General features: G+C 62.1%; 15 protein-coding genes. 8 read left to right on the top strand and 7 right to left on the bottom strand.

Annotated elements, in window-relative coordinates; all coding sequences use genetic code 11:
- Positions 1–2: 2 nt before the first annotated feature.
- From C8K44_RS12660 to C8K44_RS12650, 3 genes are read right to left on the bottom strand one after another with little or no spacing between them, the layout of a single operon-like run.
- Complete coding sequence (locus tag C8K44_RS12660) at positions 3–623, bottom strand: ATP-dependent Clp protease proteolytic subunit (RefSeq protein ID WP_109576233.1); 621 nt, start codon at positions 621–623, stop codon at positions 3–5.
- A 36-nt stretch (positions 624–659) separates the two neighbouring features.
- Entirely contained in the window at positions 660–1,037 is a 378-nt protein-coding gene (locus C8K44_RS12655; RefSeq protein WP_109576144.1) for an SRPBCC domain-containing protein, read from the bottom strand.
- Positions 1,034–1,348, bottom strand: coding sequence for a metalloregulator ArsR/SmtB family transcription factor (locus C8K44_RS12650; RefSeq protein ID WP_109576143.1), 315 nt, complete (start codon positions 1,346–1,348; stop codon positions 1,034–1,036). The genes C8K44_RS12655 and C8K44_RS12650 overlap by 4 nt, the downstream gene beginning before the upstream one ends.
- A gap of 337 nt (positions 1,349–1,685) precedes the next feature.
- On the opposite strand from C8K44_RS12650, the gene C8K44_RS12645 reads away from it, so the two are divergent.
- On the top strand, positions 1,686–3,488 hold the full coding sequence (locus tag C8K44_RS12645; RefSeq protein WP_109576142.1) for an ABC transporter ATP-binding protein: 1,803 nt from the start codon (positions 1,686–1,688) through the stop codon (positions 3,486–3,488).
- A 173-nt stretch (positions 3,489–3,661) separates the two neighbouring features.
- Positions 3,662–5,035, top strand: a complete 1,374-nt coding sequence (gene gltX / locus C8K44_RS12640; protein WP_109576232.1) for a glutamate--tRNA ligase — start codon at positions 3,662–3,664, stop codon at positions 5,033–5,035.
- Here the strand turns inward: gltX and C8K44_RS12635 are convergent.
- From C8K44_RS12635 to C8K44_RS12625, 3 genes are all read right to left on the bottom strand, one after another.
- On the bottom strand, positions 4,953–6,011 hold the full coding sequence (locus C8K44_RS12635; protein ID WP_109576141.1) for a DUF2865 domain-containing protein: 1,059 nt from the start codon (positions 6,009–6,011) through the stop codon (positions 4,953–4,955). The two genes, gltX and C8K44_RS12635, sit on opposite strands and share 83 nt — an antisense overlap.
- 84 nt (positions 6,012–6,095) lie before the next feature.
- Entirely contained in the window at positions 6,096–8,414 is a 2,319-nt protein-coding gene (locus tag C8K44_RS12630; protein ID WP_109576140.1) for an NADP-dependent malic enzyme, read from the bottom strand.
- A 169-nt stretch (positions 8,415–8,583) separates the two neighbouring features.
- On the bottom strand, positions 8,584–9,363 hold the full coding sequence (locus C8K44_RS12625; RefSeq protein ID WP_109576139.1) for an SDR family oxidoreductase: 780 nt from the start codon (positions 9,361–9,363) through the stop codon (positions 8,584–8,586).
- Between the two features lie 119 nt (positions 9,364–9,482).
- Between C8K44_RS12625 and C8K44_RS12620 the strand changes: the two genes are divergently transcribed.
- Positions 9,483–10,301 carry a UDP-2,3-diacylglucosamine diphosphatase gene (locus C8K44_RS12620; RefSeq protein WP_109576138.1) on the top strand — a complete coding sequence of 273 codons (819 nt, stop codon included), beginning with the start codon at positions 9,483–9,485 and terminating at the stop codon, positions 10,299–10,301.
- A gap of 304 nt (positions 10,302–10,605) precedes the next feature.
- Entirely contained in the window at positions 10,606–11,829 is a 1,224-nt protein-coding gene (locus C8K44_RS12615) for an MFS transporter (protein ID WP_109576137.1), read from the top strand.
- Here the strand turns inward: C8K44_RS12615 and dgcA are convergent.
- Entirely contained in the window at positions 11,791–12,774 is a 984-nt protein-coding gene (gene dgcA, locus C8K44_RS12610) for an N-acetyl-D-Glu racemase DgcA (RefSeq protein WP_109576136.1), read from the bottom strand. The genes C8K44_RS12615 and dgcA overlap by 39 nt on opposite strands.
- A gap of 77 nt (positions 12,775–12,851) precedes the next feature.
- On the opposite strand from dgcA, the gene C8K44_RS12605 reads away from it, so the two are divergent.
- The 4 genes from C8K44_RS12605 to C8K44_RS12590 all read left to right on the top strand — a co-directional run bounded on the left by C8K44_RS12605 (position 12,852) and on the right by C8K44_RS12590 (position 16,930).
- On the top strand, positions 12,852–14,039 hold the full coding sequence (locus tag C8K44_RS12605; protein WP_109576135.1) for an ABC transporter permease: 1,188 nt from the start codon (positions 12,852–12,854) through the stop codon (positions 14,037–14,039).
- A 1-nt stretch (position 14,040) separates the two neighbouring features.
- Positions 14,041–14,862: an ABC transporter ATP-binding protein gene (locus C8K44_RS12600; protein WP_109576134.1), complete on the top strand. Its 822-nt coding sequence runs from the start codon at positions 14,041–14,043 to the stop codon at positions 14,860–14,862.
- 14 nt (positions 14,863–14,876) lie between these two features.
- On the top strand, positions 14,877–16,250 hold the full coding sequence (locus tag C8K44_RS12595; protein ID WP_109576133.1) for an MlaD family protein: 1,374 nt from the start codon (positions 14,877–14,879) through the stop codon (positions 16,248–16,250).
- Between the two features lie 80 nt (positions 16,251–16,330).
- Positions 16,331–16,930, top strand: coding sequence for an ABC-type transport auxiliary lipoprotein family protein (locus C8K44_RS12590; protein ID WP_245417461.1), 600 nt, complete (start codon positions 16,331–16,333; stop codon positions 16,928–16,930).
- The last annotated feature ends 30 nt before the right edge of the window (positions 16,931–16,960 follow it).

Below are 16,960 nucleotides of genomic sequence, written 5' to 3'. Positions count from 1 at the left end.
AGCTACTTTCCGGAGATACCTTCGACGGTGTCGCGGCGGTCATAGACGTGGTCGACGAGGCCCCATTCCTTGGCCTCCTCGGCGGTGAAGAAGAAATCGCGGTCGAGTACGCGCGTCACTTCCTCTTCCGTCCGCCCGCAATGCTCGGCGTAGAGCCTGGTCATGCGCCGCTTCAGCTTGAGGATGTCCTCGGCATGGCGCTGTATGTCGGAAGCTTGGCCGCGAAACCCGCCGCTCGGCTGGTGCAGGATCACGCTCGCATTGGGCAGTGCGATGCGCCGGCCAGGTTCGCCGGCCATGAGCAGGAACGAGCCCATCGAACCGGCAGTGCCCATGCACAAGGTGGAAACCGGGCAGCGGATGAATTGCATCGTATCGTAAATGGCAAAGCCGCTGGTCACCACGCCGCCGGGCGAGTTGATGTAAAACGAGATTTCGCGGGTTGGGTTTTCGGATTCGAGAAACAGCAATTGAGCGCAGATGAGCGAGGCAGAATTGTCATCGACCTCGCCGTTGAGGAAGACGATGCGCTCGCGCAGGAGCCGGGAAAAGATGTCGAAGGAGCGTTCGCCGCGCGGCGACTGCTCCACCACCATAGGGACGAGTTGCATCGTGTCGCGCATGCGCGAGTTCCTTTCCATCATTGATCTGTTTTAGGTCTAGGCGGCGCGGCACATCAGCGGCGGGCTGTTCGAGTTTGCCGGAGCCACCACGGTCCGCTCCGCACTATGGGTAAGGCGGAATGAGGTGCCGCCATCGCCATTCGGGCACAGATCGAACGTAACGAAGCTTTCAAGTTCGGTCGTTGCCGCATCGCTCCAGGCGTAACGTACGCGCGAATAAGGCAATGCCTCGACAATTCGATAGGCCGGCCCGTCATTGTTAAACCCGCCACCTTGATGTGCCGGCACATCCAGCCATGTTGCGACCAGCTCCGGCACGGTCAGCGCTCGCCAGACTTTTTCCGGGGCGGCCTCCAGTTCGCATTCGACGACGACGTCTTCGTCGTTGTTGTTCTGCGGCTGAGCGTCCGTCATTGGTCCATCTCCTTGAGCAGCGTCTTCAGTCTCTCGACGCGCTCCGGCCAGAAAGCACGGTAGCGGGTCAGCCAGTCGAACAGCGGGCGCAATCCGTCCGGGTTGACGGAGTAGTTCACATGTCTGCCGGCGCGAACCTCATTGACCAGGCCCGCACCGCGTAGCACCGCGATATGCTGCGAGACGGCTGGCTGGGAAATCTCCAGACCTTCCCGCAACTCGGTGGCATTTCTGGCGCCGGCAATCAGCCGGTCCAGCACTGCCCGGCGCGTCGGGTCCGATAGGGCACGGAATACGTCGGATTCGTTCATGACCAAGAGATAAGCATGGACTTATCTGTTGCGCAAGCGGTTCGTTTCGCACGTCGTTTCTGGCACAACAGGCTTCGGACCAGAGCGGGGGTTGGCTAAGCAAAAATGCTCAGTTATAAGCAAACTCTTCGCGGCCACTAGCAGGGAGGTCTGAATGCCAGAATATGACATGTCCTCCCGACGTTCGAACCGGGGTCACTGACCCGTCGAACAGCTTCCGGCGTTCTATATTTCTGACGCCCCCGTATCGCGACTTCCTGATTCAGCAAGAATTATTCGTCGCGCCTTTGAACATTTTTCTTTGAGGACGGCGTCGGTTCCGGCGCCTCATGGCATCATGGCTCGTTTTCGTATCGATCTGCGCGGCGGTGCTTTTCGCAGCGTTTTAGGCTTCACTTTCAAACACTGGCGGCGCCAACCGATGCGGCTCGTCTTGATTTCGGCGACCGTGCTCATCTCGACGATGGCCGACGTTCTGACTCCGCTCTATGCGGGTCGGCTGATCGACTCGGTGGCAAGCGGCGCGGCGACTGACGCGGTAGCATGGAACGCCGCCCTGTCGGCGTTCTTCACGCTGCTGGCGCTGGCGACAGGTTCGCTGGTGTTCCGTCACATCACCTTCATCGGCATCATCGACCTGACGTTGAAGATGATGTCCGACATTGCCCAGGACGCGTTTCATCGTGTCCAGCGCTTTTCGACCGACTGGCACGCCAACAGCTTCGCCGGCTCGACTGTGCGCAAGGTGACACGCGGCATGTGGGCGCTCGACCTGCTCAACGACACGCTTTTAGTGGCGTTGCTGCCATCGTTCGTGATGCTGGTAGGATCGACCATTCTGCTCGGCTGGCACTGGCCGATGATGGGCCTGATCATAGCCGCTGGCTCGATCATCTTCATCGCCCAGACCGTGATGATGTCGCTTGGCTATGTCGCGCCGGCCGCAAGCCTCGCCAACCGATGGGATACGCGGCTTGGCGGTTCCTTGGCCGACGCCGTCAGCTGCAACTCGGTGGTCAAGGCCTTTGGCGCCGAGGAGCGCGAGGAAGGGCGGCTCGCCAAGGTGATCGCGAAGTGGCGTCACCGTACGGCGCGCACCTGGAGGCGTGGAACGATCAACGGCACGTCGCAGAACGTCACGCTGGTCCTGCTGCGTGCGGCGATCATCGGCTTTGCGCTGATGCTGTGGTCCAACGGGCAGGCAACTGCCGGCGACATTGCCTTCGTCCTGACCTCGTTCTTCCTGCTGCAAGGCTATCTGCGCGACGTTGGCATGCACATCCGCAACCTGCAGCGCTCGGTCAACGACATGGAGGAACTGGTCGACATACAGGGCCAGCCGCTCGGCGTCGCCGATCGTCCCGGTGCCATGCCGATCCAGATTCGCGACGGCGGTATCGAGTTCGATCATGTGACGTTCCACTATGGCACGCACGCGCTGCCGCTCTACAGGGACTTTTCGGTGTCGATCAAGCCGGGCGAGCGTGTCGGCCTTGTCGGACACTCCGGTTCGGGCAAGACGACATTCGTCAAGCTGGTCCAGCGGCTTTACGATGTCGGCGACGGTCGGATCACGATCGACGGGCAGGATATCGCCCAGGCCACGCAATCCTCATTGCGTTCGCAGATCGCGATCGTCCAGCAGGAGCCGATCCTGTTCCACCGCTCGCTGGCGGAGAACATCGCCTATGCCCGGCCGGGTGCGACGCAGGCCGAGATCGAGCACGCGGCAAAGCTCGCCAGCGCGCATGATTTCATCCAGCGCTTGCCCAAGGGCTATGGCACGCTGGTTGGCGAACGCGGTGTCAAGCTTTCGGGCGGCGAACGCCAGCGCGTGGCGCTCGCCCGCGCGTTCCTGGCCGATGCTCCGATCCTGATTCTCGACGAGGCGACATCCAGCCTTGATTCGGAATCGGAGGTGCTGATCCAGGAGGCGATGGAGCGGCTGATGGTCGGTCGCACGACGCTGATCATCGCGCACCGGCTGTCGACCGTGCGTTCCCTTGACCGGTTGCTGGTCTTCGATCGTGGCGAAATCGTCGAAGAGGGCCGCCACGAGGCTCTGGTCCGGCGCGACGGCGGAATCTATCGCCGCCTGTTCGAGCGCCAGGCGTTGGAACTCACCAAAGGGCTTGTCTGAGCCTTGTCCCAACCATTGAAATGGGCCGCGAGTGATCGCGGCCCATTTGTCATTTCGAGGGGCCGGGGAGTCTATCGGCCGGCTTCCAATAGGGTCAGGCATGCTCTATTTCTGGAAACCCGGTGCGGGGGCACCGCCTTGTCAACACAAAAGCCTTCGGCTACGCCCCGATCATGACAGTTACAGTTCGCTTCGCCCCTTCGCCCACCGGCCGCATCCATATCGGCAATGCGCGCACGGCCCTGTTCAATTGGCTGTTCGCCCTCAAGCACAAGGGGCGGTTCGTCCAACGTTTCGACGATACCGATGTCGAGCGGTCGCGCCAGGAATTCGCCGACTCTATCCTCTACGACCTGCACTGGCTCGGCATCTTCCCCGACCAGACCGAGTACCAGTCGCGCCGCTTTGCCAGTTATGACGCTGCCGTCGACAGGCTGAAGGCCGCAGGCGTGCTTTACGCGTGCTACGAGACGCCTGAGGAGCTCGACCTGCGCCGCAAGGTGCGCCGCACGCGCGGCCTGCCGCCGGTCTATGGCCGCGAGGCACTGAAACTGACCGATGCCGAACGCGCTGCCTATGAGCAGGACGGGCGCAAGCCGCATTGGCGTTTCCTGCTACCTAACTTCAAATCCGATCCATTCGAAACCGAGCGTACCGAGGTTCATTGGAACGACCTGGTTCGCGGCGAAGAGACGGTGGATCTGGCGTCGCTTTCCGACCCGGTCCTGGTGCGCGCCGACGGCACCTATCTCTACACGCTGCCCTCGGTAGTGGATGACATCGAGATGCAGATCAGTCATGTCATTCGTGGCGACGACCATGTCACCAATACCGGCGTGCAGATCGCGCTTTTCCGCGCGCTCGGAGCCGAGCCGCCGGTGTTCGGCCACCACAATTTGCTGACGACCGCTTCCGGCGAGGGCCTCTCGAAGCGCACCGGGGCCTTGTCGATCGAAAGCCTGCGTGAAAGCGGCATTGAGCCGATGTCGGTTGCCTCACTTGCGGTCCTTGTCGGCACGTCGGAGAATGTGACGGCGGTGCCGAACCTTCACGAACTCGCCGAAAAGTTCGATCCCGCGGCGACCTCCAAGTCGGCCTCCAAATTCGATCCTGATGAACTCGTCGTTCTCAACCGCTCTCTGTTGCATCACATGTCGTTTGCCGAAGTGCGTGACAGGCTGCTTTTGCTGGGCGTCAGTGGCGAGCATGCCGAGGCGTTCTGGATGGCAGTGCGCGGCAATCTCGATAGGCTGTCGGACGCCGCGTCTTGGTGGCGCATCTTGCGCGAGGGACCGCAGCCGGTTGCCGAACTCGCCGAAGAGGATCGCGAATTCGTTGGTCAGGCGATGGACCTTTTGCCGGAAGAGCCATGGGACGCCAATGTCTGGAAGGACTGGACAGCCAAGGTGAAGAAGGCGACGGGCCGCAAGGGCAAGGGGCTGTTCATGCCGCTGAGGCTTGCGCTTACCGGACTGGAGTCGGGCCCGGAACTCGCAGACCTGTTGCCGCTTGTGGGTCGGGAAGGAACGTTGGCCCGACGGCCCTGACCTTGCGATCGGGGTCGGGTGCCGGTCGAGGCGCGGCGGCCGCAGGGAATTCTTTCGCCGGCTTCGCCTGTGGGGCGCTCGGGATCGGGCGTCCTTCACCGGCGATTACGGAAAAATTCCTGTCCTGGCTGACATTGCAGCCGCATGCCGGCACACGTGGCAGATCGACCCGCTTGTAGCGGTAGGCCGTGGGCAGGTTTCCGTAGGGCTGGCCGGAGCGGGCGGAGACCATGCTTTCCTGCGGCTGCCCCTCGTTGAGGTGATAAAAAAGCTCGATCCCGGTTCCGGGGCAGCTTGCTTCGCAGTTCTTCTCATCGCGCTGGAAGTCAGACAGCGCTGCTGCGTTCGACATCGGGAAAAAGTAGCCATCGCAGGTTCGCACGCAGAGTGTGCGGTATTCGCCAGTGCCTTGTTCCTGGCTGCGGCTGATCACGATGTGCTGCGGGTAGCTCTCGGTGGGGCTGAGGCTTTGCGCACTCCCGCCACGGATGATCGTAACACTTGGCTGATCGTCGAGCGGTGCCGCGTCGGTGGCTTCCTGCTCGTCGTCTTGATCGTTGCAACCAGCCAACTGCATCGCATCAAGAATACGGATGCGTTCGCGCCGCGTGCTTTCGTTTGACTGCGTCGGCTTTCGATCAAGTCTGCCGAGATTGTCCTCCATCTCGGCGATCTTGGCGTTGAGTGCGGCGCATTGGGCGATCATGTCGCCGGAAATGGCGCGACCACAGCCGATATCGGAAGCTCTGATGCGGGCCAGATCGATCTGGTCTTGTTGGGTATCAGCGGCAGCCGCGAACTCGTCCGACTGTTCGAAGCTGCCGGAAGGCAAGGGCAGGCGGGCGAGTGCCGCTTCCAGCTGGAGACATTGCGGCGAGGCGGCGAGTGAGGTGTCGCTCGTCAAAATGGCCAAGGCGGCCGCAGCCAGCCAAGCTGAGCCTGCCCGCCTCACCGTGCTATTGCCGCGCCTGAACATGCCTCTCCCCGGTAAGGGTAGACTCAACCCTAGCGTCGCCGAGGTTAACCGTTTCCTTGAAAGCGGCTAACCTCGATTTGGAGATCAGGCTGTCGCATGCGCTCGCTGTGACGCCTCGACAACGGCCAATGCCGTCATGTTGACGATGCCGCGGGAAGTGACGGACGGCGTCAGGATATGAGCCGGCTGGGCGGTGCCAAGCAGGATCGGGCCGACATGCAGCGCATCCATCATCGTCTTGACCGTGGTCAGCGCGATGTTGGCGGCGTCGAGGTTGGGGAAGACCAAAAGATTGGCCTCACCTTTCAACGTCGAATACGGGTAGACGCGCTGACGCAGCACTTCCGAGAGGGCGGAATCGCCGTGCATCTCGCCGTCGCTGGCGAGTTCGGGCGCAATGCGTTTCAGGATGGCCGCCGCCGCCCGCATTTTTTGGGCGCTGGCGGAATCGCGTGATCCGAAGTTCGAGTGCGACAGCAGTGCTGCCTTGGGCTCGATGCCGAAGCGGCGGATTTCATCGGCCGCCAGCATGGTCATCTCGGCGATCTCCTCGGACGTCGGGTCGACGGTCACATAGGTGTCGGTGAAGAACAAAACGCCGCGCTGCGTGATCAACATCGACAGTGCGGACAAGTCTCGATCCTTGACACCATCGCGGGCACCGACGATCAGCGTGACGTTGCGGAGGTGGCGCTCGAAACGGCCCTCCAGCCCGCAGATCATGGCGTCCGCGTCGCCACGCTTGAGGGCGATCGCAGCGATCACCGTGTTGTTGGTGCGCACCATCGTTCGCGCTGCTTCAGGCGTGATGCCCTGGCGGCCGCCGAGGTCGATCAGGTGGTCGACATAATGGCGATAACGCGGATCGTCCTCCGGGTTGATGACCTCGAAGTCCGTGCCGGGACGGATACGCAGGCCGTAGCGCTTGAGCCGCACCTCGATGACGTGCGGGCGCCCGATCAGGATCGGCTTGGCCAAACCTTCCTCCAGCACCACCTGGGCTGCGCGCAGCACGCGCTCGTCCTCGCCGTCCGCGTAGATGACGCGTTTGGACGTTGCCTGCTTGGCATTGGAGAAGATCGGCTTCATCACCAGTCCGGAGCGGAAGACGAAGCGGCTGAGCTTGTCGATATAGGCGGTGAAGTCGGTGATCGGGCGGGTCGCCACGCCGGATTCGCAGGCAGCCTTCGCTACCGCCGGCGCGATCCGAAGGATCAGCCTGGGATCGAACGGCGACGGGATCAGGAAATCGGGACCGAATGTCGGCGTTTCCCCGGAATAGGCGCGCGCGGCGACATCTGACGGCTCCTCACGCGCCAGTGCCGCAATCGCGCGCACGGCGGCCATCTTCATCTCTTCGTTGATGGCCCGCGCACCGCAATCGAGCGCCCCACGGAAGATATAGGGGAAACATAGCACGTTGTTGACCTGGTTCGGGAAGTCCGAACGTCCGGTGCAGATCATCGCGTCGGGTCGGGCGGCGCGCGCTTCTTCCGGCATGATCTCGGGCTTTGGATTGGCCAGCGCCAAGATCAGCGGCTTCTCCGCCATCTGGCTGAGCAGTTCAGGCTTCAGCACGCCTGCGGCGGACAGGCCAAGGAATACGTCGGCGCCGCCGATGACATCGGCAAGCACGCGGGCATTGGTGTCCTTGACGTAAGGATCCTTCCAGCGGTCCATTTCTTCGACGCGGCCCTTGTGGGCGACGCCAAAGCGGTCGGTGACCCAGATGTTTTCGACCTTTGCCCCGAGCGATACCAAAAGGTTGAGGCAGGCGAGGGCCGCAGCGCCGGCGCCCGACGTGACGATCTTGATGTCCTGGATGTTCTTGCCGGCGAGTTCCAGACCGTTGAGCACTGCGGCTGCGACAATGATCGCCGTTCCGTGCTGGTCGTCGTGGAAGACCGGGATGCGCATCTTTGCCTTGAGCTGCTCTTCGACGTCGAAGCACTCGGGCGCCTTGATGTCTTCGAGATTGATGCCGCCAAAGGTCGGCTCCAGTGCCGCGATGGTGTTTACCATCTGGTCTATCTGGGGCGCGTCGATCTCGATGTCGAAGACGTCGATGCCGGCGAACTTCTTGAACAGGACGGCCTTGCCCTCCATCACCGGCTTGGACGCCAGCGGGCCGATATTGCCAAGCCCCAGCACGGCGGTGCCGTTGGAGATCACTGCCACGAGATTGGCGCGGCCAGTGTAGTCGGCTGCTGCTTCCGGATCGTCCTTGATGGCGAGGCAGGGAGCGGCCACGCCAGGCGAATAGGCCAGCGCCAGATCGCGCTGGTTGCCTAGCGGCTTGGTCGCCTGGATCTCCAGCTTGCCGGGAATGGGGTGCTTGTGGAAAAAGAGCGCGGCCTGGTCGAGATCGGAGAGCGCTTCCTTCTTCTTGTTGTCCCCGGTCATTTTTCGCTCCTTACAGATTCCGCTTCAAAGGCCGTTATTAGCACGACCATGGCAATTTTCGAGGTGTCAACGGCCAGATGGCCGTTGAATCACTTTCAAGCGACGGAATGACAATCATTCCAGCCGCTTGTCGTAATTTACTGAGATGTCGATTCAGCTTTTGAGGTGCTCAGAACGAGCTGACATACAGTCCGCCGTCGACCGGGATGTTCTGGCCGGTCATGTACCCGGCATGGACCGAGCACAAGAAGGCGCAGATCTGGCCGAACTCCTCCGGGGTGCCGAGTCGGCCAGCGGGAATCTCAGCACTCAGCCTGGCGCGTCTTGCTGCTCCTTGGGCAGGATCCTCGATGCTGCCTGGTTCATGCGGCCCGCGCAGGCGATCGGTGTCGAGCTTGCCCGGCAACATGTTGTTGATGGTCACGTTACGGTCCGCGACCGTTCGCGCCACACCCGCCAGGAAGGCGGTGAGGCCAGCGCGCGCGCCCGACGACAGGTCGAGGCCGGGGATCGGTGTGTAGACCGACAGCGAGGTGATATTGACGATGCGCCCGAAACCGCGCTCGGCCATGCCGTCAATCACCGCTTTGATCAGCTCGATCGGCGTGACCATGTTGTTGGTTACGCCTTCAAGGATTTTGGCGCGATCGAGTTCGCGGAAATCGCGGTAGGGCGGACCGCCATTGTTGTTGACCAGGATATCGGGAGACGGGCAGGCGGCAAGCAGCGCCTTTTGCACCTTGGGATCGGACACGTCGCCCGCGATTTCCGTCACCTGTACGCCGAATCGCTGGCGGATTTCGGTTGCCGTGCGACTGAGCGCGCCGACGTCGCGGCCATTGAGGAAAAGCTCGCAGCCCGCTTCGGCGAGTGCGACAGCACAGCCCTTGCCAAGGCCACGGCTCGACGCGCACACGATTGCCTTCTTGCCCCGGATGCCGAGATCCATGATGTCCGTCTCCTGTCGGTGATGGCCCACCCTATGTCCAAGGTGCGCCAGTCGCAACCGTCATACGCCTGTTGCATGAATCTGGGCATAGCCACGGCGACAGCAACGGGTGAAATGCCATGTCCGGCACCAGCACACGCACATTCCGAACGCTTTTCATCTCCGATGTCCATCTCGGCTCGAAGGCGGCCAAGGCCGAGTATCTGATCGACTTTCTGCGTCATCACGAGGCTGAAAGCATCTATCTGGTCGGCGACATCGTCGATGGCTGGCGTCTGCGCCGCGCATGGCACTGGCCGCAGACGCACAATGACGTCGTGCAGAAGCTGCTGCGCCAGGCCCGCAAGGGCACCACTATCACCTACATCGCCGGCAATCACGACGAGTTTGCCCGCATGTTCCAGGGGGTGCATTTCGGTGGCATCGTCGTTGCCGACCGCGCCATCCACGAGGCCGCCGATGGCAAGCGCTTCCTGGTAATTCATGGCGATCAGTTCGACGCTGTGGTGCAGAACGCGCGCTGGCTCGCCTATCTCGGCGATTTTGCCTACGACGCGGCCATGGCCCTCAACCGCCTGGTGGCGCGCTTCCGCCGCACCTTTGGCATGCCCTACTGGTCGTTCTCGTCCTGGGCAAAGGTCAAGGTCAAGAAGGCGGTCAACTTCATCGGCGCATTCCAGGACGTGCTGACCGACGAGGCCCGGCGCTCGGAGGTCGACGGTGTCATTTGCGGCCATATCCACCACCCTGCGATCGAAAACTTCGGCGGCATCGACTACATCAACACCGGCGATTGGGTCGAAAACTGCACAGCGGTGGCCGAAAATTTCGATGGTACCTTGGTCATCCTGCGCTGGCCCCACGTGCTGGCCGGAAAGCTCGTCAACGAATCCTTCGTTCCCATGGTCGTTGACCAACGTGTCGACAAGGCCGCCTGAGCGGACAGCAGTCATGTGCGATTCGACTTGTTTCTCCGGCCGGCGGCGGGATCGTCCAGGCCATGCCGAAACCGGTCTTCAGAGCGCAGCCCAGGCAGTGCAGAAGCGGGCGCAACGTCTAGGCGCGCAGGAACGCCCCGCGCATGTGACGGTACTTGGCCGACAAAGTATCGGGCGTGTGGTCCAACCTTTGGTCCCTTGGAGAGGCCCGGCGGCTTTCGTGTGGTGAACACCCATGATAATGGGTCAGACAAATCGGTGAGACTTGTTTGGTTCGGGTCGCGCCCGGACCCGCAGATCTGCCATGAAGCTTCCGCCACTCACGCCACAACAGCAGATCAAGCCGCAGCGCTTCGAACTGCGCATCTCTTTGCTGTTCGCGGCACTTTTCGTGCCGATGGGCGTGCATCTGCCGTACTTCCCGCTCTGGCTCGAGGCCAAGGGGTTCGACCCTGAGCAGATCGCCATCGTTTTGTCGGCGCCGATGTTTCTGCGGGTCATCACCACGCCGCTGATCACCGCCATGGCCGACCGTGCCAAGGACCGTGCCAACGTCTTCATCTTCCTTGCAGCGTCGGCTTTGCTGCTGTCGCTCGGCTATTTCCTGGAGCCGACCTATCTCGTCGTGCTTGCCGTTTCGCTTACGCTTGCCGTGGTGTGGACACCGCATTCACCGATCGCCGATTCGCTGGCGCTCTCGGGCGTCCGCCGCTTTGGCTCGGACTATGCCGCGATGCGCATCTGGGGCTCGATCGCCTTTCTGGCTGGCAGCCTGGGGGCAGGGTTCATCCTTTCGCTGACGGGGGCCGATGCGGTACCGGCAATCATTTCGGTCGGGCTGCTCGGCTGTTTCCTGGTGTCGTTCATCGCGCCTCGTCTTGGCCGGCCCCGGCTTGCCTCGCCGCTGTCCGCTACCGACATGCAGCAGGCCGCACCCAAGCTGTTCAACCGCTATTTCCTGCTGATGGCCGGCGGCACCGGCGTCATCATCGGCAGCCACGGCTTTCTCTACGGTTTCGTGTCGATCTACTGGAAATCGCTCGGCATCAACGAAACGGTCGTTGGTCTTTTGTGGAGCTGGGGCGTGGTGACCGAGATCGTCATGTTCATGTTCTTCACGCGCCTGTTCGGCTCCAAATCCACGGAGTCGGTGCTCGTTCTGGCCGGCGTAGGTGCGATTGTGCGCTGGGTCGCCTATCCTTTGATCTGGCCGCTGGGGCTCGGCGTCGCAGGCTTTTTTGCCGTGCAGAGCCTTCATGCTGTGTCGACGGCACTGGTGCTGATCGGCGTCCAGAAGCTGATTGCCGAGTCGGTGCCAGAAGAGCGCACCGGCGCGGCACAAGGCATCGCCTATTTCGCCAATGGCATGTCGATGGCGATCGTGACGCTGCTCTCGGGGCCGCTATATCAGGGCTTTGGCGTGAACGGCTTCTACTTCATGGCTGTGGTCGCTGCTGGCGCCATCGTGCTTGTGGTGCTGGCTTCGCGCTCAGCCCCAAAGTTCGGGCAGGGGCGGCGACACCATTGAACCCTCGTAGATAAGCCCGGGCGCACGGTCGCGTGCCAGAAGCAGTGGGCCGTCGAGGTCGACGAAGTCGGCATCCTGGGCAAGCAGCACCGCCGGCGCCATGGCGAGCGACGTGCCGACCATGCAGCCGACCATCACCTGGAAGCCAAGGGCGCGGGCCTGGTCGCGCAGTTCGAGCGCGGCCGTCAGCCCGCCTGACTTGTCGAGCTTGATGTTGACCGCGTCGTAGACACCTTTGAGCTTGCCGAGATCGGCGGCGATGTGGACGCTTTCGTCGGCGCAGATCGGCACAGGGTGCGCAATGCGGCCGAGGATCTGATCGGCGCCGGCCGGCAGTGGCTGCTCGATCAGTGCGATGCCGAGTTCGGCGGCTGCGGTCAGATTTTCGGCGATATTGTCCTCGGTCCAGCCTTCATTGGCGTCAAGGATGATGCGGCTGTTGGGCGCCGATACGGTGACCGCGCGAATGCGGGCGATGTCGTTGTCGCCACCAATCTTGACTTTGAGCAGCGGCCGCGCGGCATTGGCGCGTGCTTGCGCTGCCATCGCCTCCGGTTCGCCGAGCGAAAGCGTATAGGCGGTCTCAAGCGGGCGCGGTGCCGTTAGGCCGAGCCTAGAGGTGACATGTATGCCGCTCGTTCTGGCCTCCAGGTCCCACAAGGCGCAATCGACGGCGTTGCGGGCCGCGCCCGGCGTCATCAGGTTGAGCAGGTCGGTGCGGGAAGCGCCGTCTTCTACAGCGCGGCGCGCGGCTTCTATCTGCTCGCGCACGCTCGCCAGGGTCTCGCCATAACGCTTGTAGGGTACACATTCGCCACGTCCGACAAAGCCTGATTCGGCAATCGTGCAGGTGATGACTTCGGCTTCAGTCTTGGAACCACGCGAGATCGTGAACGTTCCGGCGATGGGAAAGCGCTCGTCTTCGACCGAAAGGACACGCGACATGAAAATCTGCTCCGTTCAACTGCTTGGCGTGGTTGCGAAAATCGACATGGCGCAGCCGACGCGTTAGGGAAGGTGCCATGTTCACCATCGGCAAACGGGAAGCAAGCGGCGGGGCCGCCGACGGTCAAGATCATCAGCCGCAGATTGCGGTGGCTGAGCGCGAAGGTGTGCTTGCTTGCGTCTTCACTGGTATCTGGACCACCCGAACTGTTGCCTTAGTCGATGCCGAAATGCGCAAGATCGAAGCGCGCAAGGGTCATGCGACTCTGGCGCTCGACCTTTCCAACATCGAGAAGATGGATACCGCCGGTGCCTGGGTCATTGACCGGCTCGTCTGCGCCAACGAGAAGAAGGGCGTCGAAGTCAGGATGGAGGGCCGCAGCGAAGTGGCCAAGATCCTCCTCGGTGCCGTTGGCGATGCGGTGCGACGCGAAGGAGATTCGGCCGGGGCAGGCGCGCCCAATATTGTCCTTCGGCTGCTCGAGGCCATGGGCCGCCGTGTTTATGAGATGCGCGACGATTTTCTCGCTTCCATGAACATCCTCGGCGCGACAATCCGAGGCGCCCAGATGAAGCTGGGGCGTGGCCATGCGGTCAACCCGGCCGCCATCTTCAACCAGATGGACCGCATGGGCGTCGGCGCCATCCCGGTGGTGGTACTGATGTCGGCGATCGTCGGTGCGATCGTTGCCCAGCAAGGCGCATATCAGCTCAGCTATTTTGGTGCCGACATCTTCGTTGTCGATCTCGTCGGCGTGCTGATCCTGCGCGAGCTTGGCGTGCTGATGACGGCGATCATGATCGCAGGCCGCTCGGGCAGCGCGATCACCGCCGAGATCGGTTCGATGAAGATGCGCGAAGAGGTGGACGCGCTTACCGTGATAGGCCTCAACCCGATCGGCGTGCTCGTCTTTCCCCGACTGGTAGCCCTGGTGATCGCATTGCCGTGCCTCACCATCATTGCAAATTTTGCGGCACTCGGCGGCGGCATGCTGGCGGCCTGGCTCTATTCAGACATTCCTCCGGCCGCCTTCATCGACCGCCTGCGCTTGGCAATTGACCTCAGTACGATCTCCGCTGGTCTGATCAAGGCGCCGTTCATGGCGCTGATCATCGGTACGATCGCCTCGGTAGAAGGCCTGAAAGTCGGTGGCAGCGCTGAATCGCTTGGCCGCCACGTTACCGCGTCTGTGGTCAAGGCCATCTTCGTCGTCATCATCCTCGATGGCCTGTTTGCCATGTTCTACGCAGCGATCAATTTCTGACATGGCAAACAGCACAACGATGATTCAGGCGGAGAGCCAAAGACAGGACCCCATGGGCGAGGTGGTGCTGTCGGTGCGCGACCTGACTGTCGCCTTCGAGGACAAGGTTATCCTCGACAAGCTCGCTCTCGATGTCAGGCGTGGCGAAATCCTCGGTTTCGTCGGTGCGTCAGGCTCGGGCAAATCGGTACTGCTGCGCACGATCCTCGGCCTGATCCGCAAGCGCTCCGGCACGATTAAGCTGTTCGGATTCGATCTTGAGCGCGCAAGCGAAGAAGAGCGGCTCAAGATCGACATGCGCCTAGGCATGCTGTTCCAGCACGGGGCGCTGTTTTCGGCCCTGACGGTGCTGGAGAACGTCCAGGTGCCGATGCGCGAATATCTCGATTTGCCCAGGAAACTCATGGACGAGCTTGCCATGCTCAAGATCGAGTTGGTGGGCTTGCCGCCGGATGCGGCAGGCAAGTTTCCCTCCGAACTTTCCGGCGGCATGATCAAGCGCGCAGCGCTCGCGCGTGCGCTGGCGCTGGATCCCGACATCGTCTTTCTCGATGAGCCGACCTCGGGCCTCGACCCGATCGGTGCTGCCGAGTTCGACGAGTTGGTCGGCAAGATGCGCGATACGATGGGGCTGACCGTCTACATGGTCACGCATGATCTCGACAGCCTGTTTTCGGTGTGCGACCGGGTGGCGGTGCTGGGCGACAAGAAGGTGCTGGTCGAAGGCACGATCGACGACATGCTTAAGAGCGAAGAACCGTGGGTACGATCCTATTTCCGCGGAAAACGGGCTCGGCAGCTTGATCTTGCGGCAAGAGCATAGAATGGAATGATGTGATGGAGACCAGGGCCAACTATGTCATCGTCGGTATCTTCACGCTGGTATCGATCCTGGCCGCCTTTGCTTTCGTCTACTGGACGGCAGCAATCGGCGAGCGGGGCGAAACGGTGACGCTGCGCGTGCGCATTCCTGGTTCCGCGTCAGGACTGGCGAGAGGCAGCTTTGTGCTCTTCAACGGCGTCAAGGTTGGCGATGTCCGCCGCGTCTATCTCGACCTCACCAATCCTCAGGTAGCCATCGCCGACACTGAGATCGACAAGCTGACCCCGATTACCCGCTCGACACAGGCAGATATCGGCCTTGCCGGCTTGACGGGCCAGGCCAACATCGAGCTCAAGGGCGCAAATGTCGCAGAGCCGAACCTGCTCGACCAGGCTGAGGCGGAAGGCAAGATCGCCGAGATCGTCGCAAATCCGTCCGCCGTCACCAACTTGCTGCAGACCGCGCAAGACATCTTCAAGCGCGCCGATACCGTCCTGACCAATCTCGAAGGCTTTACCAACGATGTCCGTGGTCCGTTGACCGAAACCGTTACCAATGCCCAGAAATTCTCCGAGTCCCTGGCGCGCAATGCCGACGGCGTCGACAAGTTCCTGGCGAGCGTCAGCGCGCTATCGGAAGAACTGTCGGGTGTTTCTGGCAAGCTGGACGGTACGATCAATGCGGCCGAGGCACTGCTCAAGTCGGTCGATCCCGCCAAGGTGAAGAACATCGTTGCCAGCGTCGACACCTTCACCAAGAACCTCAGCGCGCAGAGCGACCAGCTCGACGGTATCGTCAAGGGCGTGAACACCGCCGTAACGTCCATCAATGAGTTCGCCCAGAAGACGCAGCTGACGCTGGCCAAGGTCGACGGTGTGCTCGAAGGCGTTGACGCAGCGAGCGTGCGCGCATCGCTCGACAACATCCAGCAGGCCAGTGAAAACGCCAAGAGGGTCGCCGCCGACGTCGCCAAGGTCACCGACAAGTTCGGCGGCCGTGCCGACGACATCGACCAGATGATCTCGGACGCCAAGCAACTGACTTCGCGCCTGAATCAGGCGTCGGTACGTGTCGACGGCGTGCTCGCGAAGGTCGATACATTGCTTGGATCGGGCGAGGCGGAAGGTGTGATGTCGGATGCCAGTGCCACGTTGAAATCGTTCAAGCAGGTTGCCGACACGCTGAATTCACGGCTCGCGACCATCATGGACGGGCTTTCGCGCTTCTCGGGCCAGGGACTGCGCGATGTCGAGTCGCTGGTGCAGGACAGCCGCCGTTCGATCAGCCGTATCGAGCAAGCCGTCTCCGATCTGGAGCGCAATCCGCAACGCATCATCACTGGCGGGGAGGGCAGCGTGCGCGAGTTCGACGGACGGGTGCGTCGTTGACATCGCGGGCATGCCGCACCATGAACGTGGTGAGGGTGGTTCGCGCACGACGCGGCTTGAGTCTTGTTCGGGGACAGCACGTGAAAGCTGCTAGATCAACATTGCTGCTAACCGCAGCCGCGCTTGCGCTGTCTGGCTGTGCCTCCTTGTTCGTTGCCACGCCGCCGCCGCTTGATACTTACGAGCTCACCGCGCCAGCGGTGAGTGGGCGTGGCGGCTCGAGCCATCGCCAGATTCTCATTGCAGAACCTTCGGCACTCAAGTCGCTGGACGGCCAGAGCATCGTCATCAAGCCGTCGCCCGGTTCCATCCAGTTCCTGAAGGGGGCCCAGTGGTCGGACCGGCTGCCGCGCATCGTGCAGGCACGACTGGCCGAGACGTTCCAGCGTGCCGGCCGCTTCGTCGGCGTAGGCAAGCCCGGCGAGGGGCTGGCGATCGACTACCAGGTCGTCGTCGAGCTGCGCAACTTCGAGATCAAGGTCGACGGCGGCGAACGCGCCGAGGTCGAACTGTTCGTCAGGCTCCTGAACGACCGCAACGGCCAAGTGCGTGCCTCGCGCGTCTTCACCGCCAGCACGCCGGTTTCCGGCGCTGGCAACGACGCCTACGTGGCAGCCCTCGACCGGGCCTTTGGCCAGGCTGCTTCCGACATCGTCAAATGGACCGAAACGCTGATTTGAACCGGGCAGCAGCGCAGTAGGGTGCCGGAT

The sequence above is a fragment of the Aminobacter sp. AP02 genome (assembly GCF_003148805.1).
Lineage (GTDB): Bacteria > Pseudomonadota > Alphaproteobacteria > Rhizobiales > Rhizobiaceae > Aminobacter.
This window is presented reverse-complemented; position numbering and strand designations above follow the sequence as displayed.

Coding starts and splice junctions, on each gene's coding strand:
- C8K44_RS12595 (WP_109576133.1), top strand. CDS start 14,877: ATGGAGACCAGGGCCAACTATGTCATCGTCGGTATCTTCACGCTGGTA.
- dgcA (WP_109576136.1), bottom strand. CDS start 12,774: ATGTCGCGTGTCCTTTCGGTCGAAGACGAGCGCTTTCCCATCGCCGGA.
- C8K44_RS12650 (WP_109576143.1), bottom strand. CDS start 1,348: ATGAACGAATCCGACGTATTCCGTGCCCTATCGGACCCGACGCGCCGG.
- gltX (WP_109576232.1), top strand. CDS start 3,662: ATGACAGTTACAGTTCGCTTCGCCCCTTCGCCCACCGGCCGCATCCAT.
- C8K44_RS12615 (WP_109576137.1), top strand. CDS start 10,606: ATGAAGCTTCCGCCACTCACGCCACAACAGCAGATCAAGCCGCAGCGC.
- C8K44_RS12655 (WP_109576144.1), bottom strand. CDS start 1,037: ATGACGGACGCTCAGCCGCAGAACAACAACGACGAAGACGTCGTCGTC.
- C8K44_RS12620 (WP_109576138.1), top strand. CDS start 9,483: ATGTCCGGCACCAGCACACGCACATTCCGAACGCTTTTCATCTCCGAT.
- C8K44_RS12645 (WP_109576142.1), top strand. CDS start 1,686: ATGGCTCGTTTTCGTATCGATCTGCGCGGCGGTGCTTTTCGCAGCGTT.
- C8K44_RS12660 (WP_109576233.1), bottom strand. CDS start 623: ATGCGCGACACGATGCAACTCGTCCCTATGGTGGTGGAGCAGTCGCCG.
- C8K44_RS12625 (WP_109576139.1), bottom strand. CDS start 9,363: ATGGATCTCGGCATCCGGGGCAAGAAGGCAATCGTGTGCGCGTCGAGC.
- C8K44_RS12630 (WP_109576140.1), bottom strand. CDS start 8,414: ATGACCGGGGACAACAAGAAGAAGGAAGCGCTCTCCGATCTCGACCAG.
- C8K44_RS12605 (WP_109576135.1), top strand. CDS start 12,852: ATGTTCACCATCGGCAAACGGGAAGCAAGCGGCGGGGCCGCCGACGGT.
- C8K44_RS12600 (WP_109576134.1), top strand. CDS start 14,041: ATGGCAAACAGCACAACGATGATTCAGGCGGAGAGCCAAAGACAGGAC.
- C8K44_RS12635 (WP_109576141.1), bottom strand. CDS start 6,011: ATGTTCAGGCGCGGCAATAGCACGGTGAGGCGGGCAGGCTCAGCTTGG.